The sequence below is a fragment of the Photobacterium sp. GB-210 genome (genome assembly GCF_003026075.1).
Lineage (GTDB): Bacteria > Pseudomonadota > Gammaproteobacteria > Enterobacterales > Vibrionaceae > Photobacterium.
Window position 1 is genome coordinate 89066 of sequence record NZ_PYNU01000001.1, and the last position, 21764, is coordinate 110829.

A 21764-nucleotide genomic window follows, 5' to 3' on the forward strand; every position below is an offset into this window, starting at 1 on the left:
TACTCATTGCTTGTTGAAGTGCTCTACGTGGAAACGTAAGTGATCTTCAATAAATGTTGCCATAAAGTAGTAGCTATGGTCGTAACCATCTTGCATGCGAATTTCTACCGGGTAGTTATTTACTTTTGCAGCGGCAGCTAGACTTTCGGTACGAAGTTGACCTTCAATGTAGAAGTTGTCATGAGTACCTTGATCAACCAGCATTGGCAGTTTTTTCTCAGCTTTACGAATTAACTCGCTTGAATCGTATTGCTTCCACGTTTCAGTGTTGCTACCTAAGTAACCAGTGAAGGCTTTTTGACCCCAAGGACAATTCATTGGATTAGCAATTGGGCTAAATGCAGATACTGAAGAAAAACGCTCAGGATTACGCATCGCAATCATCAATGCGCCATGTCCACCCATTGAGTGGCCACTGATTGCACGCTGATCTGATACAGGGAAGTGCGCTTCAACTAATGCTGGTAGCTCATTAACAATGTAATCGTACATGTTGTAATGACGATTCCAAGGTGCTTCTGTTGCGTTCACGTAGAACCCAGCACCTAAACCAAAATCATAGCTACCTACAGGATCATCTTCTACACCTTCACCGCGTGGGCTAGTATCGGGTGCAACAATGGCAACACCTAATTCTGCTGCGATACGTTGAGCGCCCGCTTTTTGCATGAAGTTTTCATCAGTACACGTTAAGCCTGATAACCAGTAAAGTACTGGTACTTTTTGTCCTGCAGCCGTTTGTGGTGGTAGGAAAATAGCAAAACGCATATCGCAATTAAGTACTTCTGAGCGGTGTGTATATTGTTTATGCCAACCGCCAGCAGTTTTATTACAGCTAATGTTTTCTAAAGGCATGGGATGCTCTCTCAGTCAGATTAGGCGCAGAGATAGGGTACAGAAGATGATCTCTGCGCATTAATTATTATGTAATTATATTCTTATTTATCGAAGTGGATAATAGTACGGATACTTTTACCTTCGTGTAGTAGGTCGAATGCTTCGTTGATTTTGTCTAAGCCCATATTGAATGAGATAAAGTCATCAAGTTGGAATTCACCTGCCATGTAACGATCAACGATACCTGGAAGCTCTGAACGGCCTTTAACACCACCGAATGCAGAACCACGCCATACACGACCTGTTACTAGTTGGAATGGACGAGTAGAGATCTCTTGACCTGCGCCAGCCACACCGATAATTACTGATTCGCCCCAACCTTTATGACAACACTCAAGTGCAGAACGCATTACGTTTACGTTACCAATACACTCGAAAGAGTAATCAACACCGCCGTCAGTCATTTCAACGATCACTTCTTGAATCGGCTTGTCGAACTTCATTGGGTTGATGCAGTCAGTTGCACCTAACTTACGTGCTAATTCGAATTTTTCTTCGTTGATATCAACAGCGATGATGCGGCTTGCTTTCGCCATAGTTGCACCAATAATCGCTGCTAGACCGATACCACCAAGACCGAATACAGCAACAGTGCTACCTTCTTCAACTTTCGCTGTATTAAGTACCGCACCCATACCTGTTGTTACACCACAGCCTAGTAGACAAACTTCTTCTAGTGGTGCTTCTTTGTTGATTTTCGCTAGTGAAATCTCAGGAAGAACAGTGTACTCAGAGAATGTTGAACAACCCATGTAATGGAAGATAGGTTGACCATCTTTGTAGAAACGTGTTGTACCGTCTGGCATTAAGCCTTTACCTTGAGTTTCACGTACTGCCTGACAAAGGTTTGTTTTGCCAGATAGACAGTACTTACACTTACCACATTCTGCTGTGTAAAGTGGAATAACGTGGTCGCCTACTTGAAGATCGGTAACGCCTTCACCAATCATTTCAACAATACCGCCGCCTTCGTGACCAAGAATTGCAGGGAAGATACCTTCTGGATCATCACCTGATAGTGTGAATGCGTCAGTATGACATACGCCAGTTGCAACGATGCGAACGAGAACTTCACCTGCACGAGGAAGCATTACATCAACTTCTTCAACAGAAAGTGGTTGGTTTGGACCCCATGCAATCGCAGCTTTTGATTTGATAAATTTATCAGTCATTATAATTCTCTTCTATTTGTTCTACGTTGTTATTGATATTCGTAGAGAGTAATTAAGTTTAATCGAAATTTCTCTGTCTCGATTCGATGAAGACTATTGTATTTATTTCTGAATAAATGATAATTAGGTTAAAGTGCAAATAACTTTTACCTAACAGTAATAATGACTGTTATTGGTATCAAAATATAGGTAAGTAAGATGTTCCTATGGGAAGGCGTAACAGAATTTGTAGCTGTAGCTGAAACTGAAAGTTTTACAGCGGCATCTAAACGATTAAGTATTTCAACTGCGCAAGTGAGCCGACAAGTCAGTGCCTTAGAGAATCGACTTAATACGAAATTATTCTATCGTACTACGCGTAAGGTGTCATTGACCGAAGAAGGCAATGTGTATTACCAGCACTGTCGTCAAGTGATGGACGGTTTGGAAGAAGCTGAACGCGCATTAAGTAACTTACGTGGAACACCTCAAGGCTTAATTAAATTAACGGCTCCTGTCACCTACGGTGAAAAATATATCATGCCGTTAGTGAATGATTTCATGCTGCAATACCCAGAACTTGAAGTGGTTATTGATATGACCAATAGACAGGTTGATTTAGTTGAAGGTAGCTTTGACTTAGCGATTCGTCTTGGTCGTTTGACAAGCTCTTCAATGATGGCAAAACGTTTAACTTCTCGTACGATGTATGTTTGTGCGTCTCCTGATTATCTTGCAAGATTTGGTGTACCACATTCACTTTCTGAATTACGTCACCATAACTGCTTGATCGGAAACTATGATCATTGGCGTTTTCAAGAATCAGGCAAAGAGAAAAGTGTTAGAGTCTCTGGGAATTTAAACTGCAATAGTGGTTACGGTTTACGTGATGCGGTATTAAAAGGGATCGGTATAGCGCAGTTACCTGATTACTATATTGATAAAGATTTAGATTCGGGTGCCATTGTTCCTATTTTGACTAACTACCAAGAGCCAGATGAAGGGATTTGGGCGCTGTATCCACATAACCGTCACCTATCACCTAAAATAAGAATGCTGGTGGACTTTTTGGCCGAGAAATTACCGCGAATTAGCCATTACGACGTATAAGCTAAAATGTATTTTTGACTGAATATGTAAATGATGACGATACAAGTAGAACCAAACGACGAACACTTTATGCGCCGTGCGATAGAGCTCGCAGCCAAAGCAGAAGAAGAAGGTGAAGTACCTGTTGGGGCCGTTGTTGTTTATAACGGTCAAGTGGTGGGTGAGGGCTGGAACCGATCTATTGGTCAACATGATGCCACAGCGCATGCAGAAATAATGGCGTTGCGACAAGCGGGTAAAGTGCTAGAAAATTACCGTTTAATTGATACTACATTGTATGTCACTTTAGAGCCTTGCCCAATGTGTGCAGGAGCTATGGTGCATTGTCGTGTGGGAAAGGTCGTTTACGGTGCTGATGATCTAAAAACAGGGGCGGCTGGAAGTACCATGAATTTACTTAGCTATGATGGCGTCAATCATCATGTAGAGCAAACATCAGGCGTATTAGTCGAGGAATGTCGTGCTCAGCTACAAGCTTTTTTTAAACGTCGACGAGCAGAGAAAAAAGCGGCAAAGCTATTAGCTAAACAACAGATGGCGAATGATCAGTCGCTTTAACCTATCGCCTAACAACGGAAAAGAAAAAGCTCAGGGATAACCTGAGCTTTTTTGTTTTTAAATTTTATATTGTGGGCGATTTATTTTGAGGTCGAGACCGAAATCGCAGCTGAGGTTGCTGTCGCCTGAGAAGGGCTAGTTAGGGTGTTTCTTGCCGCTGATGAAGTTTGTATTAGGTTATTCGGTAATGTGATGGTCTGTAATCCATTAATAATCGTGACATCATCACCATCATAATTGTCGCTATGCGTCTGCTCAAAACCAATAATACTTTGGTAATAACGGCGGATCCCTTCAACATAGTTAACCGCTTCTGTACCGCGCGCATACCCATAGCGAGTTTGCGTGTAATACTTTCGCTGTTGTAATAGTGGCAAACGTTGCTTTACATCAGCCCATGTATTGGGATTACCATGTTGTGCTTTCGTTAGACGACGAGCATCCATCATATGACCGAATCCAATATTGTATGAGGCAAGAGCAAACCAAACTTTCTCGTGCTCATCAATACTGTCAGGCACACGGGCAACCATTTTTCTCAAATACTCGGTACCTCCACGAATACTTTGCTCTGGATTGAGGCGATCAGTAACACCAACAGATTTCGCAGTTGGATTGGTCAGCATCATCATGCCACGAACGCCTGTTGGAGAAACCGCTTGTGGATCCCAATGCGACTCTTGATAAGCAAGAGCGGCAATTAAACGCCAATCAAACTCGTTAGCATACTTTTTAAATAGCCCTTGCCACTTAGGCAATTTATTATCGAGTGCGCGTAAAAATGCACGAGTGTCAACGTAATCAAATTGTTCGACATGGCCGAAGTATTTCTCTTCTAGCTGTGCTAATTCACCGCTTTGTTTTATATGACCAAAAAATTCAATTAAGAGGGCATATAAGCTGTCATTGTTACTGTCTTTGACAAACCAGCTAATAGGTTCATCTTCAGTTAGTTCAAGTGCGATGGCTAATTCAGGATGAGTTCGTTGTAGTAGGGCAACATCAACAGAATCGGCAACGGTATAATCTAACTCGCCATTAGCGACTTTACGTAATAGGTCATCGATATCGGTTTCTTTGATCGATTGCCATGTTAGGTTGGGATATTTTTTCTTGAGCTCTTCTAATTTACGTTCATGACTAGAGCTAGCTACAACAGCTAACGAACGGTCAGTATTGGCTAATTCTTCAATATCGCGAGGGCGGCGTTTCCCTTTCTTATAAACAACCACTTGGCTGGCATAATAATAAGCAGGAGCAGGGTGAAAACCTTGCAAACGTTGAGGCGTTACCGTTAATCCTGCTGCAACAATATCAATATCGTCATTTTTTAAAGCAGGGAATAAGCCCGAGAGGGTAAACATGGTTTGCATTTCCAGCTTTACGCCTAGCTCTTTAGCAAAACGTTGAGCTAATTCATAATCTAGGCCTGTTGGTCCATCAGCCCCTATATAATAAGACAGCTGATTATTTAACGTACCTACACGTAATACACCGCTTTCACGAATGCGCTCTAAAGGATCAAGCGGTTTTTCTTGCCATTGGCAACCACTTAATAATAAAGCAAGCATTAATGATATGAGTACACGGTATATATTGGTAAGAGATTGAAGGTATATCAACAAAGCTAACCTAACTTAAAAATGAGCTGTCATTTATATCAAAGTGAACGGTAGTGGAAAAGCTGAACCCTGTCGTTGGATGTGTTAATTCACGGATTGAAACAAAAAAATAGTCTCCTTTTGTTTTATCGGTTAGTTTTTGCTCAAAAAATCGGGCTAATGTCAAAATTACTGATAAATTCAGGATGTTTGAAAAAAAAACACGCAAACGGTTGCGTCAGGTGTTACGTCACAAAAAAAAATCGCTTATACTGCGCGGGTGCGAAATCGATTATTCATCTATTTAGTCAATAATCAGGGATAAATCAGAGGTGACATTGACGTAATTACCCCATTTTTTTGGGAGTTAGGCCAATATTACTTTTCTTTAACCGCTAATCGAGAGACGTTTGCACATGGAAATTTTGCGTGGTTCACCCGCACTGTCTGAGTTTCGCGTTAATAAGCTACTTGAGCGTTGCCGCGAATTCGATCTGCCTGTGTCAGGTATTTATGCTGAGTTTATGCACTTTGCTGATGTATCTGCTGCCCTTACTGCTGATGAGCATAGCAAACTAGCGAGTCTTTTAACTTACGGTCCAACGATTGCAGAGCACGAGCCTTGTGGCACCTTGCTACTTGTTACCCCTCGTCCGGGGACAATTTCTCCTTGGTCATCAAAATCGACCGATATTGCCCGTAATTGTGGCTTAAAATCAATTAAGCGTCTTGAACGTGGTACCGCATATTACATTGAATCAACTTGCGAGCTATCAGCATCACAATTAGCGCAAGTCAAAGCGTTAATCCACGATCGCATGATGGAAGTGATTGTTGGCGATTTTGAAGCCGCGGCTGCTTTATTCAAACAAGCAGAGCCTGCACCGGTGAAAAGCGTTGATATCCTTGCTGGTGGTCGCCAGGCATTAGAGCAAGCTAACTTGACCTTAGGACTTGCCTTAGCTGAAGATGAAATTGACTACTTAGTTGAGAACTTCACCAAACTAGGTCGAAATCCAAATGACATTGAGTTGATGATGTTTGCTCAGGCGAACTCAGAGCACTGTCGTCATAAAATCTTTAATGCAGATTGGACGATTGATGGTGTTGATCAAGACAAGTCATTGTTCAAGATGATCAAAAATACCTATGAGCAAAACCATGAGCACGTATTGTCGGCATATAAAGACAATGCAGCAGTAATGGAAGGCTCAAAAGTAGGGCGTTTCTTCCCCGATCCAGAATCTCGTCAATATAACTACCACCATGAAGATACTCATATCTTAATGAAGGTAGAAACGCATAACCACCCAACCGCTATTTCCCCATGGCCGGGCGCATCAACAGGTTCGGGCGGTGAAATTCGTGATGAAGGTGCAACGGGTATTGGCGGTAAACCTAAAGCAGGTTTAGTGGGCTTTACTGTCTCTAACCTTAAAGTTCCGGGGTTTGAACAACCTTGGGAAACTGATTTTGGTAAACCAGACCGCATTGTTACAGCGCTTGATATTATGCTTGAAGGCCCACTTGGCGGCGCGGCATTTAATAATGAATTTGGACGTCCAAACCTATTGGGTTACTTCCGTACTTACGAAGAAAAAGTGACGTCGCATGCCGGTGAAGAAGTACGTGGTTACCATAAGCCAATTATGATCGCGGGTGGTATGGGGAATATCCGTGCTGATCACGTACAGAAAAAAGAAATTCCAGTTGGCGCGAAGTTAATTGTTCTTGGCGGCCCTGCAATGAATATCGGTCTTGGCGGTGGTGCTGCTTCATCAATGGCATCCGGTCAATCGGCAGAAGATCTGGATTTTGCTTCTGTACAACGTGAAAACCCAGAAATGGAACGTCGCTGTCAGGAAGTGATTGATCGCTGTTGGCAGCTGGGTGACGCTAACCCAATTGCCTTTATTCACGATGTGGGGGCGGGTGGTATTTCAAACGCTTTACCTGAGTTGGTTGATGATGGCGAGCGTGGTGGTAAATTCCAACTTCGTGATGTTCCTAACGATGAACCAGGTATGAGCCCGCTAGAGATTTGGTGTAACGAATCTCAAGAGCGTTATGTTATGGCCGTTGCACCAGAACATATGGCGGTTTTCGATGCGATTTGTCAGCGTGAACGTGCGCCGTATGCCGTTGTGGGTGAAGCGACAGAAGAGCGTCATTTAACCTTAGAAGATAGCCATTTCGACGATACGCCAATTGATATGCCAATGGATATTCTATTGGGCAAAGCGCCGAAAATGCACCGTGATGTAAAATCACAAAAAGTAGAAGGCCAAGCGATTGACCGCAGTGGTATTGACTTAGTTGAAGCGACGCAGCGTATTCTCCGTCTGCCAGCTGTGGCTGAAAAAACCTTCCTTATTACAATTGGCGATCGCACCGTTACCGGCTTGGTTGCACGCGATCAAATGGTAGGTCCATGGCAAGTACCTGTTGCTAACTGTGCAGTTACTGCTGCTAGTTACGATACCTACCATGGTGAAGCGATGTCTATGGGTGAGCGTACACCTGTTGCATTACTCGATTTTGGCGCATCTGCACGCTTAGCTGTCGGTGAAGCGGTTACTAATATTGCGTGTAGCGATATTGGTGATATGAAGCGTATCAATCTTTCGGCTAACTGGATGTCACCAGCAGGTCACCCTGGCGAAGATGCTGGCTTATATGAAGCCGTGAAAGCGGTTGGTGAGGAGTTATGTCCAGCACTTGGTTTGACGATTCCTGTTGGTAAAGACTCAATGTCAATGAAAACCAAGTGGCAACAAGATGGTGAAGAGAAAGAAGTGACGTCTCCATTGTCGCTGATTATCACTGCATTTGGTCGTGTTGAAGATGTGCGTAAAACCGTGACACCTCAGCTGCGTACAGATAAAGGTGATACAAGCCTGTTATTAGTCGATTTAGGTTGTGGTAAAAACCGCCTAGGTGCAACAGCACTGGCGCAGGTTTACAAGCAATTGGGTGATAAGCCTGCTGATGTAGATAGTCCTGAATTACTGAAAGGCTTCTTCTATGCAATGCAATCGTTAGTACGTGATGAAAAACTACTCGCTTACCACGACCGTGGTGATGGTGGTTTATACGTCACGCTAGCGGAAATGGCATTTGCAGGCCACACGGGTATTGAAGTTGATATTAATACTGGCAGTGAAGATGCAGTTGATGATGTATTAGCCTCGCTATTTAACGAAGAGTTAGGTGCCGTTATTCAAGTACGTACTGATGATCTTGATTTTGTTCAGTCGGTACTTGCAGCAAACGGTCTTGAAGCATGCAGCCATATTTTAGGTACTGTGGTTGAAGAAGATGTTGTTCGTATTTGGAATGGCAATGACTTAGTGCTAGAGCAAAACCGTACCGAACTTCGTGCCGTATGGGCTGAAACTACTTACCAAATGCAAGCGATGCGTGATAACCCAGCTGGCGCATTGCAAGAATTTGAAGCCAAGAAAGATACCCAAGATCCTGGTTTAAATGTGAAGCTGACGTTTGATATTAATGATGATGTAGCGGCTCCATTTATTGCCCCTGCGATTAATCTTGGCGCTAAACCGCAAATGGCGATTTTACGTGAGCAAGGGGTTAACTCTCACGTTGAAATGGCGGCAGCCTTTGATCGTGCAGGCTTTGATGCGAAAGATGTTCATATGAGTGACATTTTAGCGGGTAACGTGAAACTTGATGGTTTCAACGGCTTAGTTGCTTGTGGTGGTTTCTCTTACGGTGATGTATTAGGTGCGGGTGAAGGTTGGGCGAAGTCAGTATTGTTTAACAATATTGCGCGTGATCAATTTGAAGCTTTCTTTAACCGTAATGATACGTTGGCATTAGGTGTTTGTAACGGTTGTCAGATGATGTCTAACCTTCGCGACTTAATTCCAGGTGCTGATTTATGGCCGCGTTTTGTACGCAATGAATCTGAGCGTTTTGAAGCTCGTTTTAGCTTGGTTGAAGTACAACAAAGCCCATCATTATTCTTTAACGAAATGGCAGGCTCTCACATGCCAATTGCGGTATCTCATGGTGAAGGTCGTGTTGAAGTGCGTAATGCTGATCATCTTGCTGCATTAGAGCAAGCCGATATTGTTGCACTACGATATATTGATAACTACGGTAAGCTAACAGAACAGTACCCTGCGAACCCTAATGGTTCACCAAACGGTATTACCAGTGTGACGACAACAGATGGCCGTGTAACCATCATGATGCCGCACCCTGAGCGTGTGTTTAGAACCGTTGCAAACTCATGGCACCCAGATGACTGGAGTGAAAATAGCCCATGGATGCGTATGTTTAGAAATGCGCGTGTTAATTTAGGTTAATAAAGAACAGCGTTGAAGAATCAAAAAACCGCCAGAAATGGCGGTTTTTTATTCTTCTTGTATGAAAATCACTTTTTCAACCCTTTAATTGATAATAATCACATTAAAAATTGAAAATAGACGGTTATAATTGGGGAATAAGATGTAATGGAATTTTTATTGCGATAAAGGATTATATATGGGAGAAGGTATTCCCAGAGTTTTACGTTTATGTATTGCATCCCAAATACTGGCAGTGCTGGTTGCGCTGAGCATTTTTCGTCAATTCGACCGATTTGACCAATTTTTTACTACCTCTCAAATAGTTATAGTGCCAAATATTATCGTTTTACTGGTCTTATTTTCTGGCGTGTTGGCAATTATTGGTTTACTAAAAGGTCAAAAATGGGGATTTCTTCCTCTGTATTTCTACATACCTGCTGCAACGATGTTTCTTAATATCAGTATTATTCCGATACTCCCCGAACTTGTCCCTAGTATTTATCGCAATCAGGTGATCTTAGGGCTAAATAGTGTAGTTTTAGTGTATTCAGTTTTTTTATTATTGCGTAGGATGGATCGAAACTTACTGCATGAAGTTTAAATAAATTTAAATTTGTCTGTAGGATCTGCGATAATGAGAGCAATTAAATCAATTGCTTGTAAGTAAAAATATTACTTCTGCTCAGTAAAGGATGATGAGAATGAAAAAAATTGAAGCGATAATTAAGCCATTTAAGCTTGATGACGTTCGTGAGGCATTAGCGGAAGTAGGTATTACTGGCATGACTGTGTCTGAAGTGAAAGGGTTTGGACGTCAGAAAGGCCATACCGAATTATACCGTGGCGCAGAATACATGGTCGATTTTTTACCTAAAGTGAAAATTGAAATTGTTGTCACTGATGAAGTAGCAGAGCAATGCATTGATACGATTGTTGAAACGGCACAAACAGGTAAGATTGGTGATGGTAAAATCTTCATGTTTGATATTGAACGTGTAGTGCGTATTCGTACCGGAGAAGAAGACGAAGACGCGATTTAAGTTGTATAAGAATACAAAAAAGGGGCATTACATTGACTGTAATGCTCCTTTTTTATTGCTAATTCACATCAGGGACCACAGGGTTATATCGGCCTGGTTTGTAGTTCATTGCAAGGACAATATTTAGGGTAATTGCACCAAGAATTGAAAGCAATAAAGTGGTTGGGGTAACAAAGAAAAAGGATGCAACCAAGATACAGATATCTATCGACATTTGGATTTTTCCTGCTGAAATACCAAATTTATCTTGAAGGAATAAAACCAGAACATTAAATCCACCAAGACTGGTGTGATGACGGAATAATATCAGCATACCAAGCCCCATCAATAAGCCACCAATCACTGCGCAGTAAATTGGATTAAGCCAACTGATAGCTAATACATGGTGAAGGTTATCCACCATAATAGAGACCAATGCACCAGATAAGACGCTGCTAATAGCAAAAGATTTGCCCATTCTAAACCATGCCATTAAATAAAACGGACAGTTCATTAAAAAATACAGCTTACCAAAAGAGATATCGACAAAATGGGTGAGTAGTAACGCGAGTCCTGTCGTGCCTCCCGTTAATAACTGGCTTTGCTGTAGAAAAAATATGCCCTGAGCAACAATAAATGTCCCCGTTAAAATAGCGATCATATTTTCATGAACAGGATGTTTAATACGACTCAATGGAACAACTCCTTGTAAATAATAAAGCCATAGTAAGAGGGAATAAGAATTTATAAAAGTTTACGTGTGAAAAGCACTTTTTAGCGTTGTAATTTATTTTTTACACTGTTGTAAATAATTTTATTGTTAAAATACTTGCCATCTATATTTGATTTAAAATCGAGCCATGAATCGTATATCAAGATGAAAATTATTCATGCTCTATTGAAAATAAACCGAGTTAATCATTAAGAAAAAGAACAATTAGGACTACCTGATTTAGATCAATTTATGTAAGATAGACGATAATTAACAAGCAAGACGAAAACGTTTGCGTCTACGTGGCGCCTAGCATTGCGATTTTTCAGTTTTTGCTCAAAATGGTATTTAACTTAGCTGAGTTAGGAGATACAGATGCTAAAGCGCGATATGAATATTGCTGATTATGATGCGGAACTATTTGCAGCCATTCAGGAAGAAACAGCTCGTCAGGAAGAACACATCGAGTTGATTGCTTCTGAAAACTATACAAGCCCACGTGTAATGGAAGCGCAAGGCTCTCAGCTAACAAACAAATATGCTGAAGGTTATCCAGGCAAGCGCTATTACGGTGGTTGTGAGTTTGTTGATAAAGCCGAGCAACTGGCTATCGACCGTGCTTGTCAGCTATTTGGTGCAGAATACGCGAACGTTCAGCCTCACTCAGGCTCACAAGCGAACAATGCTGTTTACATGGCACTTCTGAATGCTGGCGATACCGTACTAGGTATGAGTCTTGCTCACGGCGGTCACTTAACTCACGGTTCACCTGTAAACTTCTCTGGTAAGCTTTACAACGTGATCCCATACGGTATCGATGAAAGCGGTCAAATTGATTACGCTGAAGTTGAAGCGTTAGCGCTTGAGCATAAACCAAAGATGATCATCGGTGGTTTTTCAGCTTACTCTCAAATTGTTGATTGGAAACGCATGCGTGAGATCGCAGACAAAGTTGGCGCGTACTTCTTTGTGGATATGGCGCACGTAGCGGGTCTGATTGCAGCGGGTGTTTATCCTAACCCAGTTCCACATGCACATGTTGTTACAACAACAACGCACAAAACACTAGCAGGTCCTCGTGGTGGTCTTATCCTATCTAATGAAGGTGAAGATCTTTATAAGAAGCTGAACTCTGCAGTATTCCCTGGTGGTCAAGGTGGCCCTCTAATGCATGTTATTGCGGCAAAAGCAGTCGCATTTAAAGAAGCAATGGAGCCAGAATTTAAAGACTACCAAGCACGTGTTGTTGAAAACGCAAAAGTAATGGTAGGTGAATTCCTAGAGCGCGGTTACAAGATTGTTTCTGGTAGCACTGAAAACCACTTATTCCTTGTTGATTTGATCGATAAAGGTATCACTGGTAAAGAAGCCGATGCAGCACTAGGTGCCGCTAACATCACAGTTAACAAAAACAGTGTACCAAATGACCCACGTAGCCCATTTGTAACATCAGGGATCCGTGTTGGCACACCGTCTATTACTCGTCGTGGCTTTACTGCTGATGATGCGCGTCAACTTGCAGGTTGGATGTGTGATGTTTTAGACAATGTTGATAACGAAGAAGTTATTGCAGAAACAAAAGCAAAAGTTTTAGATATTTGTAAGCGTCTACCTGTTTACGCTTAATCTACTTAGATGCATTAAGTAACATAACTGTCGAGTTATGATGATAAAGGCTTACCACTAGGTAAGCCTTTTTTATATTTTGCGCTTTTTCGGAGTGAACAATAAACCGACTATTCGTGGCTTTTTAATCAAAATGAGTAGAAAAACAGGGTGAATATTCTCATTAACGGTTTTAAATGAGTTACACTGAAGCGATTAAATGTAGGAGGCTAAATGCATTGTCCTTTTTGCGGTGCGAATGACACCAAAGTAATCGATTCACGATTGGTTGCGGATGGCCACCAAGTGCGCCGACGCCGCCAATGTTTAGCTTGTAATGAACGTTATACGACCTTTGAAACGGCCGAATTGGTAATGCCTCGTGTGGTGAAAACCAATGGCAATCGTGATCCGTTTAATGAAGAAAAACTTCGAGGTGGTATTCAACGCGCATTAGAAAAACGCCCTGTGAGTACGGATGACATCGAGCGTGCGATTAATAATATTAAAACTCGTTTACGCGCAACTGGAGAGCGAGAAGTGCCTTCAGAGATGATCGGCAACTTAGTGATGGAAGCATTAAAAGAGCTCGATAAAGTCGCCTATATTCGCTTTGCATCGGTTTACCGTAGTTTTGAAGATATTCGTGAGTTTGGTGAAGAAATAGCCAAACTAGAACGTTAAGCTGAGTGTAATGTTTACTAACCTTGATACACGATTAATGCTACGCGCTATTCAGTTAGCTAAACGTGGTTGTTTTACAACAGCGCCAAACCCGAAGGTGGGTTGTGTTATTGCTAATGGCGATGAAATCCTTGGTGAAGGTTTTCATTTTCGCGCGGGAGAATCCCATGCGGAGGTGTTTGCATTAAAACAAGCAGGTGCGCGCGCGAAAGGTGCAACAGCCTATGTCACTTTAGAGCCCTGCTCTCATTACGGACGCACACCACCTTGCGCTGAAGCATTAATTAAATCAGGCGTAAGTAGAGTTATTTGTGCCATGGTTGATCCTAACCCGTTAGTGGCTGGATGTGGCGTTGAAATGTTGCAAAAAGCGGGGGTAGATGTGCAAGTAGGGCTTCTTAAAGAAGAGGCTCAAGCCATTAATAAAGCGTTCATTAAACAAATGACAACCAAGATGCCGTATGTTGAATTAAAACTGGCATCAAGTCTTGACGGTAAAACAGCGTTAGCGAACGGTGAAAGTAAATGGATCACTGGGCCTTATGCTCGTGCTGATGTTCAACGTCATCGTGCGCAAGCTGGTGCAATATTATCAACCAGTGCCACTGTTATCGCTGATGATCCATCACTGAATGTGCGTTGGAGTGAGTTGGGTACACAGATTCAAGATGAATATCCACAAGCAGATGTTCGTCAACCTATTCGCGTTATTATTGACAGCCAAAACCGATTAACCCCGGCATATCAGTTATTTCACCTTCCGGGAGAAACGATTTTGGCACGCGCAGAAATGGGGAATGAAGATTGGCCTGACTCCGTGTCTCAGTGGATAATTCCTACCCGAGAAAATAGCCAACAACTCGATCTCACATTACTCATGCGCAAGTTAGCAGAAAATGGCATAAACCATATTTGGGTTGAAGCTGGCGCTGGGCTTGCGGGTGGATTACTTGAAGCACAATTAGTTGATTGTTTGATTTTATATCTGGCCCCAAAATTAATGGGGGCTGATAGTCGTAGTTTAATGAATTTATCGCCATTAACCGCGATGGATCAAGTTATCGATCTGAATATTACAGATCTACGTATGGTTGATTGTGATGTAAAAATTACAGCCACCGTTAAACGCTGTTAATCAATAGAATAAAGAAGCAAGGACTCTCCATGTTCACCGGTATCATTGAAGCAATTGGAACCATTACCGCTTTAACACCTAAAGGCGCTGATATTTCTGTCACTGTCGACTCAGGCAATCTTGATCTGTCCGATGTTAAATTGGGTGACAGTATTGCGACAAATGGGGTGTGCTTAACTGTGGTTAAATTGACAGGTAAAGGCTATGTTGCTGATCTGTCATTAGAAACCTTAAAACGTACTGCCTTTGCTCATTATCAGGCTGGTCAGGTCGTCAACTTAGAAAAAGCGATGTTACCGACGACGCGTTTTGGCGGTCATATGGTATCTGGTCATGTTGATGCTGTTGCTGAGATTATTGAACGTCACCATACGGGACGCGCTATTGAGTTTTGGGTAAAAGTACCCGCGCATTTAGCGAAATATATCTCAGAAAAAGGCTCGGTTGCGGTTGATGGGATTAGCTTAACGGTGAATGAAATTAATGGTGATGAATTTAAGTTAACCATTGTTCCGCATACAGCATTAGAAACAACAATGGACGCATTCAAACCAGGCCGAATGATAAATCTTGAAGTAGATGTGATTGCCCGCTATTTAGAGCGTTTAATGTTGGGTGATAAAGCTGCAGATAAAAAACCGCAAGTCACAATGGATTTATTAGCGAGAACGGGTTTTCTTGGCTAAATATGATGATTAGCTAGTCAGCTAAGGTACATAAGAATTAAGGGTAGTGTTATGGCTTTAAGCAGCGCAAAAGAAATTATTGATGATATTCGTCAGGGCAAAATGGTTATTCTGATGGATGATGAAGATCGTGAAAATGAAGGCGATCTGATTATTGCATCTGAAAAAATTACACCTGAAGCTATTAATTTTATGGCGACCTATGGTCGTGGTCTAATTTGTCTGACACTGAGCAAAGCCCGTTGTCAAAAATTGAACTTGCCTTTAATGGTTCAAGAAAATACCGAACAGTTTGGCACACCTTTCACTGTTTCTATTGAAGCAGCTGAAGGGGTAACTACGGGTATTTCAGCCGCTGATCGTTCTCGCACAGTACAAGCAGCCGTTGCAGCAAATGCGACTGCAGCTGATATTGTTATGCCGGGCCATATCTTCCCATTAATGGCACAAGAAGGTGGCGTATTAACCCGCGCAGGTCACACTGAAGCGGGTTGTGATGTTGCGCGTTTAGCTGGCCTTGAGCCATCAAGTGTGATTGTTGAGATCTTAAATGAAGATGGCACGATGGCACGTCGCCCGCAGCTTGAAGTGTTTGCGGAAAAACATGGCCTTAAATTAGGTACAATTGCTGATCTGATTGAATACCGTAATAATCATGAAACCACGATTGAGCGTGTAGCTGAGTGTCGATTACCAACAGAGTTCGGTGAGTTTGAGATGATCACTTACCGTGACAAGATTGATAACGAAGTGCACTATGCGCTGCGTAAAGGCGATATCAAAGCGGGTGAAGAAACGCTTGTACGTGTTCACTTGCAAGATACGTTTAAAGATATTCTGCAATCAGGTGCAACGCAATGGACGCTGCCTGCAGCAATGAAGCGCATTAGCGAAGAAAATGGTGTATTGGTTATTTTAAGTAAACAAGAACCAACTGATGCCATTATTCATAAAGTGAAAAATATTGCTGCGGAAGAAGCAGGTCAACCTAAGGTGAAAGTGACACAGAAAGATCCGTCTCGCCAAGTTGGTGTAGGCTCACAAATTCTTTCTGATTTAGGCGTAAGTAAAATGCGTTTATTGTCATCAAGTACGCAACGTTATCATTCACTATCAGGTTTTGGCTTAGAAGTCGTTGAGTATATTTGTGATTAAATTCACCAAATGTTAGATGCTAGTGATAAAATAACTGATATCTGCGGTAGCTAAAGACAATTATTATTTTTAACTACCGCTTTCAATACTGTTTATTGGTCGAATCAAGGACAGATAAGCAATAAATATTAACAAATCTGTTGAAACCGACGGTTGTCCATAGCAGAGATATTGCAAAGTGTGATAGACTCCCGCGGTTTCTCAAACCGGAAAGACATAGTCACAGGAAGGCCCATGAAGGTAATTGAAGGCGCCATCGCGGCACCAAACGCAAAAGTTGCTATCGTAATTGCACGCTTCAACAGCTTTATTAACGAAAGCTTACTTTCAGGTGCATTAGATGCGCTGAAACGTCAAGGACAGGTTAGCGAAGACAACATTACTGTTGTTCGTTGTCCTGGTGCTTACGAGCTACCACTTGTTGCTCAACAGGTTGCTAAAAGCGACCGTTATGATGCAATCGTTGCTCTAGGCTCAGTTATTCGTGGCGGTACACCGCACTTCGATTATGTTGCCGGTGAGTGTAATAAAGGTCTAGCACAAATCGCACTTGAGTATAATACTCCAGTTGCTTTTGGTGTTTTGACTGTAGATTCTATTGAACAAGCCATTGAGCGTGCCGGTACCAAGGCTGGTAATAAAGGGGCAGAGGCTGCACTAAGCGCGCTCGAAATGGTTAATGTCCTGTCCCAAATCGAATCCTAATAATGGGGGTTACTGTGAAACCAGCCGCACGTCGTAATGCACGTCAGTTTGCTGTACAAGCTATTTACTCTTGGCAACTTACGAAAGGTAATGTTGCTGATATTGAGCAACATTTTCTTTCTGGCGATAAGTTTGAAGAAGAAGAACATCAAGCTGATGCGCCAGTTCTTGCTGCACCACATACTGATGTTAGCTACTTCCGTGATCTGTTCACAGGCGTAGTACTAAGCCACCAAGAACTTGATAGCAAGATGCGTCCATACTTATCTCGTCCTCTACAGGATCTTGATCAGATGGAACTTGCGCTACTTCGTCTTGCAATGTACGAAATGGTTAAGCGTGAAGACGTACCATTTAAAGTTGTTATTAACGAAGCAATCGAATTAGCTAAGCTATTCGGTGCGGAAGATAGCCACAAGTTCGTTAATGGTGTACTTGATAAAGCTGCACCAACACTTCGTAAAGAAAAGTAATTTTCGAAGTAACGAAACTAGATAAAAGAAGTCAGCTTAGCTGGCTTTTTTTTTATCTATTGTGTTGATATGAAGCAATCGTAAAGATAAGGGCATTATAATGGTGGCTGATAATGGATGAGTTGAACGATTATGGCACAAGGTGAATTTGATTTAATTGGGCGGTACTTTGAACACCAGAATGTTAAGCGAGAAGATGTTGATCTTGCGATTGGTGATGATTGCGCATTAGTTCGTGTTCCAGAAGGGTGTCAATTAGCGATCAGTACCGATTCGTTAGTTGCCGGCACGCATTTTCTGCAAGATGCTGATCCTAAATTAGTCGCACATAAAGCATTAGCCTCAAATTTAAGTGATCTAGCCGCCATGGGAGCAACGCCTGCTTGGGTTTCTTTGGCGTTAACACTACCGACGTTTGATGAGCATTGGCTAAATCAGTTTTGTGAGGGGTTCTTCCAATTAGCTGAGCAGTATAATGTTCAACTTATTGGTGGGGATACCACCAAAGGTCCTCTCAGTATTACTCTAACGGTTCAAGGGTTTGTTCCTAACGGGCAAGCATTGACACGTAGTGGTGCTAAGGTAGGTGATTCAATATATGTGACCGGTCAATTGGGTGATAGCGCAGCAGGTTTAGCGTTATTATTAACGGACAAACCATATCATGATCTTGCTCTGTCTTATGCCTTAAAAGAACGTCATTTTATGATGACACCGCAGGTAGAAGCAGGAATTGCATTGCGTGGTATTGCATCTGCTGCGTTAGATATTTCCGATGGTTTAATTGCAGATTTAGATCATATAGTTAAACGATCAGGTGTCGGAGCTGAAATTTATATCGAGCAGCTTCCTTTATCTTCTGAGCTAATCGCCTATTGTTCGACACCAGAGCAAGCGCAGCAATTGGCATTAAGCAGCGGTGAAGAATACCAATTGTGTTTTACTGTACCGAAGCATCAATGTCTTGAAGTTGAATCTTTAATGATGGCAAAAGGTATTCAAGTGTCTCGTATTGGTCAGTTAACTCAATCTAGTGGTATTGTTTTATTACAACAAGGTGAGCCTATTGATTGGCAAGTGTCAGGGTGGGATCATTTTATGAGTTCAAATAAGTAAGGTATCAGCGTGTCTACAAATCCTAAAGATTTATTGAAAATGAGTAACCCTTGGCATTTATTAGCAACAGGGTTTGGTAGTGGTTTAGCGAAGTACGTGCCTGGCACGATGGGTACATTAGCTGCTGTTCCACTCTATTTACTGTTAGCACAGTTACCTTTTAGCTGGTACTTAGTTGTCGTGTTTATTGCTGCGTTGATTGGTATAAAAATTTGTACCATCACCTCTAACGATATGCAGGTACATGATCATGGCAGTATTGTGTGGGATGAATTTGTTGGTTTTTGGATCACAATGGCAATCGCCCCAGAAGCCACATGGCAGTGGGTATTAACGGGCTTTATTTTATTCCGTTTCTTCGACATGGTAAAACCATGGCCAATTAGCTGGCTAGACAAACATGTTAAAGGTGGCTTTGGCATTATGGTTGACGATATTCTTGCCGGTTTCATGGCAATGATTGCGTTATGGGTGGTTGGCTACTGGCTTGGTTTTTAGTTAAACCTAACGATCACATTATAAAATTGATTTAGAAGCTGCATTCGTGCAGCTTTTTTTGTTTTTATCTCCTCAATTTTTACAAAATATAATGTGTCGCATTCCTAATAAAATCATTTATTTTTCATCATAAATCTGACGGTTTAACTAGTCTCAAATTATGTAGATAGAGAGAAGGGATTGCTCTATGAGTACCTATCTGAAAATAATCAGTGTTGGTTTATTAACCGTTGCTTCGATGGCTGATGGACAAGTTTATCCATCAACGGAAACGGCTTGGGTGTTAACGGGAAACTGGCAACAGCCAACCGCAATATCGGAATTAAATACGATTAAAGAAGTTAGGCGCTGGGAAGCGGATCATGCTGATGTTGTATTTGGTAGCTTACAAGATGTCGATTTAAATCAAAAGACCATTGCGATGGGTTATATCTACGTACACAAACTTGATTGTCGCCCAGATGAACAGCAAGGGTGGCTTCACCGCCATGCTTACCTGAATGGGCACGATCCTGAAAAGGGCTACATGCATTATAAAAATGATACTCAACTTACCGTTCCTGATCAAAGCCAAGGGTTAGATTACCTATTAAATGGCGAATCGATGTTAAGTATTCTTATTCGAAATAATGACTTCTTGACTGCGCGTTTTCCTTTAACCGTTAATGATAATGAACAAATTATTTTTCATGCTGCTTACCCGTTTGAAAATATCGTCATTGATAGTAATCAGCATCCTGAATTACGGATCACGAGAGTAAATGATGATGGTGATATTGGTGGTTTAGAAAAAGCAGATGTACATTGGATTCAACGAGAAGGTAAATGGTTTGGTCATATTAACCAGCGCTGGTTACCGACAAACGCTAGGTTCCAAGGACGTGAGCTGAATACTGGAAATAAGGCATTAAAGGCGGGGTATCGTAGTTGGGTAGTCGTTTTAAACTGGAACAGCAAGGCGGAAGTGAAAGGCGTTAATATTGAGCCTTGGTTATCCGTTGTGAATACATCTGGTCAGCAATCCACAGCGACAATGTTGTTTCCTGGTTGGGATCCTAAAAACGATCCTAATGGTGATGGTTATGTTGATGATGATGAGTTTTTAGTAAGAGCTAATCAAGCGGCAAGTGCGAGATTTAAACATCAAGCTAGAGTGATCCCTACTGGAAAAATGTGGGCGGGCAGTTGCTGGTATCGGACTAATTTTAATGATGACTCTTTTAATCAAAATCATGCTAATTGGTATAAATATGATTGGAAACGTCAAGGTTTAACCGGTGCTTACAATGATGATATGGCCAAATTGTTCAGTACCAACCAATTTAATGTTCAATTTGGCGGACAAATATTAGAAGCGCCGATTCGAGCTGGTACCTCAAAAGCGGCGGGATATTATGCAGCGAAAATGTCTGATTTTCTTGATTTAGTTAAATCGACTACGGGCAGTCAGTGGCTATCTGCTAATATTTCTGAGCTTAATTTGTGGGAATACCCTGATTGGCCAAAGCAATTAAGGGGGGTGGTGGATGTTTGGTTACGAGAGCATTATTTAAGCCCTGCAATTGGCTTAGAGCGATTACAATCCTATTGGGACAGCTATGCGTTAGCAGCACTCGGCGATAAAAGCTTAATAATGACCACAACTCGCGGTGGCAAAAGCCAACAAACACCATTAATTCAGCAAGCATGGGAAGACGATATCTATACCGGATTAGCCCTGTACTATCTGTTTAATATTCCCAATAAAACCTACTACCACAGCTGGAATCAAACCTTTATCTATGGCAGTAATAACACCCATGCCGATCCGAAACAGCTAAATAAAACCATTTGGTATCGTACTGGAGAGCCTAAGAATTGGGCGTATCAGCCCCAAAAGTTATTATCGGTTGATATAGGTAAACCAACGACCATACCTAACGGCTTTGAAGCGGTTAAATGGCTATCTAAAACAGGAAAAGTAGCAACGGATGAGACAAAGTTTGGAGATATTGCATTAGAGCCTGCGAATTGGTTTTGGTTATATCGAACAGGGTGGTTTGACGATGTTCCTAAAGATGGGGTTATCGCGCGGCAATATACGCAAGGGTTAGTGCTATATCGCGGTTCTAAATACCGTAATCACGCTGAATTTTATCAAGTTGATTCGATACGTGTAGCATTATCTGGCCTGTATCAAAAAGTAAATTACGATGGTTCACTCGGTGAGCCGACACAGTATGTTGAAGTCAATGGCTATGAGGGTGTGATTTTAAAGAAAGTTGAGAAGGGCTGAGATGAACAATAAACGTAAGGCTAATAAAGAAAAAGGTTTTCCTGCTTAATAACAGAGAAAACCTTTTC

At 41.8% G+C, this 21764-nt stretch carries 19 protein-coding genes; 15 read left to right on the forward strand and 4 right to left on the reverse strand.

Going from position 1 to position 21764, the window contains the following annotated elements:
• Nucleotides 1-3 precede the first annotated feature (3 nt).
• A complete protein-coding gene (gene fghA / locus C9J38_RS00480; RefSeq protein ID WP_107205405.1) occupies nt 4-855 on the reverse strand; it encodes an S-formylglutathione hydrolase in 852 nt (283 codons plus the stop codon).
• A gap of 83 nt (nt 856-938) precedes the next feature.
• The gene (locus tag C9J38_RS00485) at nt 939-2069 is read right to left on the reverse strand and encodes an S-(hydroxymethyl)glutathione dehydrogenase/class III alcohol dehydrogenase (RefSeq protein WP_005370059.1); all 1131 of its coding nucleotides are present in this window, start codon (nt 2067-2069) and stop codon (nt 939-941) included.
• 198 nt (nt 2070-2267) lie between these two features.
• Between C9J38_RS00485 and C9J38_RS00490 the strand changes: the two genes are divergently transcribed.
• Nucleotides 2268-3158 (forward strand): LysR substrate-binding domain-containing protein, encoded by an 891-nt coding sequence (locus C9J38_RS00490; RefSeq protein WP_107205406.1) that lies wholly within the window; start codon nt 2268-2270, stop codon nt 3156-3158.
• A 30-nt stretch (nt 3159-3188) separates the two neighbouring features.
• Nucleotides 3189-3716 carry a tRNA adenosine(34) deaminase TadA gene (gene tadA / locus C9J38_RS00495; protein WP_107205407.1) on the forward strand — a complete coding sequence of 176 codons (528 nt, stop codon included), beginning with the start codon at nt 3189-3191 and terminating at the stop codon, nt 3714-3716.
• Between the two features lie 80 nt (nt 3717-3796).
• Here tadA and mltF read toward each other — a convergent pair whose 3' ends face one another.
• Nucleotides 3797-5287, reverse strand: a complete 1491-nt coding sequence (mltF, locus tag C9J38_RS00500; protein WP_107205408.1) for a membrane-bound lytic murein transglycosylase MltF — start codon at nt 5285-5287, stop codon at nt 3797-3799.
• A gap of 446 nt (nt 5288-5733) precedes the next feature.
• On the opposite strand from mltF, the gene purL reads away from it, so the two are divergent.
• The 3 genes from purL (at nt 5734) to glnB (ending at nt 10673) form a co-directional block, all read left to right on the forward strand.
• A complete protein-coding gene (gene purL, locus C9J38_RS00505) occupies nt 5734-9651 on the forward strand; it encodes a phosphoribosylformylglycinamidine synthase (protein WP_107205409.1) in 3918 nt (1305 codons plus the stop codon).
• Between the two features lie 178 nt (nt 9652-9829).
• Nucleotides 9830-10234: a hypothetical protein gene (locus C9J38_RS00510; protein ID WP_107205410.1), complete on the forward strand. Its 405-nt coding sequence runs from the start codon at nt 9830-9832 to the stop codon at nt 10232-10234.
• A 100-nt stretch (nt 10235-10334) separates the two neighbouring features.
• Entirely contained in the window at nt 10335-10673 is a 339-nt protein-coding gene (gene glnB, locus C9J38_RS00515; protein WP_006646656.1) for a nitrogen regulatory protein P-II, read from the forward strand.
• Between the two features lie 58 nt (nt 10674-10731).
• Here glnB and C9J38_RS00520 read toward each other — a convergent pair whose 3' ends face one another.
• Nucleotides 10732-11346: a YitT family protein gene (locus C9J38_RS00520; RefSeq protein ID WP_107205411.1), complete on the reverse strand. Its 615-nt coding sequence runs from the start codon at nt 11344-11346 to the stop codon at nt 10732-10734.
• Nucleotides 11347-11739: 393 nt separating this feature from the next.
• Between C9J38_RS00520 and glyA the strand changes: the two genes are divergently transcribed.
• From glyA to C9J38_RS00570, 10 genes are all read left to right on the forward strand, one after another.
• On the forward strand, nt 11740-12990 hold the full coding sequence (glyA, locus tag C9J38_RS00525; protein WP_107205412.1) for a serine hydroxymethyltransferase: 1251 nt from the start codon (nt 11740-11742) through the stop codon (nt 12988-12990).
• A 213-nt stretch (nt 12991-13203) separates the two neighbouring features.
• Nucleotides 13204-13653: a transcriptional regulator NrdR gene (gene nrdR, locus C9J38_RS00530; protein WP_107205413.1), complete on the forward strand. Its 450-nt coding sequence runs from the start codon at nt 13204-13206 to the stop codon at nt 13651-13653.
• A gap of 10 nt (nt 13654-13663) precedes the next feature.
• Nucleotides 13664-14788, forward strand: a complete 1125-nt coding sequence (gene ribD / locus C9J38_RS00535) for a bifunctional diaminohydroxyphosphoribosylaminopyrimidine deaminase/5-amino-6-(5-phosphoribosylamino)uracil reductase RibD (RefSeq protein WP_107205414.1) — start codon at nt 13664-13666, stop codon at nt 14786-14788.
• 29 nt (nt 14789-14817) lie between these two features.
• Nucleotides 14818-15474 carry a riboflavin synthase gene (locus C9J38_RS00540; RefSeq protein WP_105060781.1) on the forward strand — a complete coding sequence of 219 codons (657 nt, stop codon included), beginning with the start codon at nt 14818-14820 and terminating at the stop codon, nt 15472-15474.
• Between the two features lie 51 nt (nt 15475-15525).
• A complete protein-coding gene (gene ribBA / locus C9J38_RS00545) occupies nt 15526-16629 on the forward strand; it encodes a bifunctional 3,4-dihydroxy-2-butanone-4-phosphate synthase/GTP cyclohydrolase II (protein ID WP_107205415.1) in 1104 nt (367 codons plus the stop codon).
• Nucleotides 16630-16863: 234 nt separating this feature from the next.
• The gene (gene ribE, locus C9J38_RS00550; RefSeq protein WP_006646664.1) at nt 16864-17334 is read left to right on the forward strand and encodes a 6,7-dimethyl-8-ribityllumazine synthase; all 471 of its coding nucleotides are present in this window, start codon (nt 16864-16866) and stop codon (nt 17332-17334) included.
• Nucleotides 17335-17336: 2 nt separating this feature from the next.
• Nucleotides 17337-17807: a transcription antitermination factor NusB gene (gene nusB / locus C9J38_RS00555; protein WP_005370080.1), complete on the forward strand. Its 471-nt coding sequence runs from the start codon at nt 17337-17339 to the stop codon at nt 17805-17807.
• Between the two features lie 132 nt (nt 17808-17939).
• Nucleotides 17940-18923, forward strand: a complete 984-nt coding sequence (gene thiL / locus C9J38_RS00560) for a thiamine-phosphate kinase (protein ID WP_107205416.1) — start codon at nt 17940-17942, stop codon at nt 18921-18923.
• 9 nt (nt 18924-18932) lie between these two features.
• A complete protein-coding gene (pgpA, locus tag C9J38_RS00565) occupies nt 18933-19421 on the forward strand; it encodes a phosphatidylglycerophosphatase A (RefSeq protein WP_107205417.1) in 489 nt (162 codons plus the stop codon).
• Between the two features lie 187 nt (nt 19422-19608).
• Complete coding sequence (locus C9J38_RS00570) at nt 19609-21696, forward strand: hypothetical protein (protein ID WP_107205418.1); 2088 nt, start codon at nt 19609-19611, stop codon at nt 21694-21696.
• Nucleotides 21697-21764: the final 68 nt, after the last annotated feature.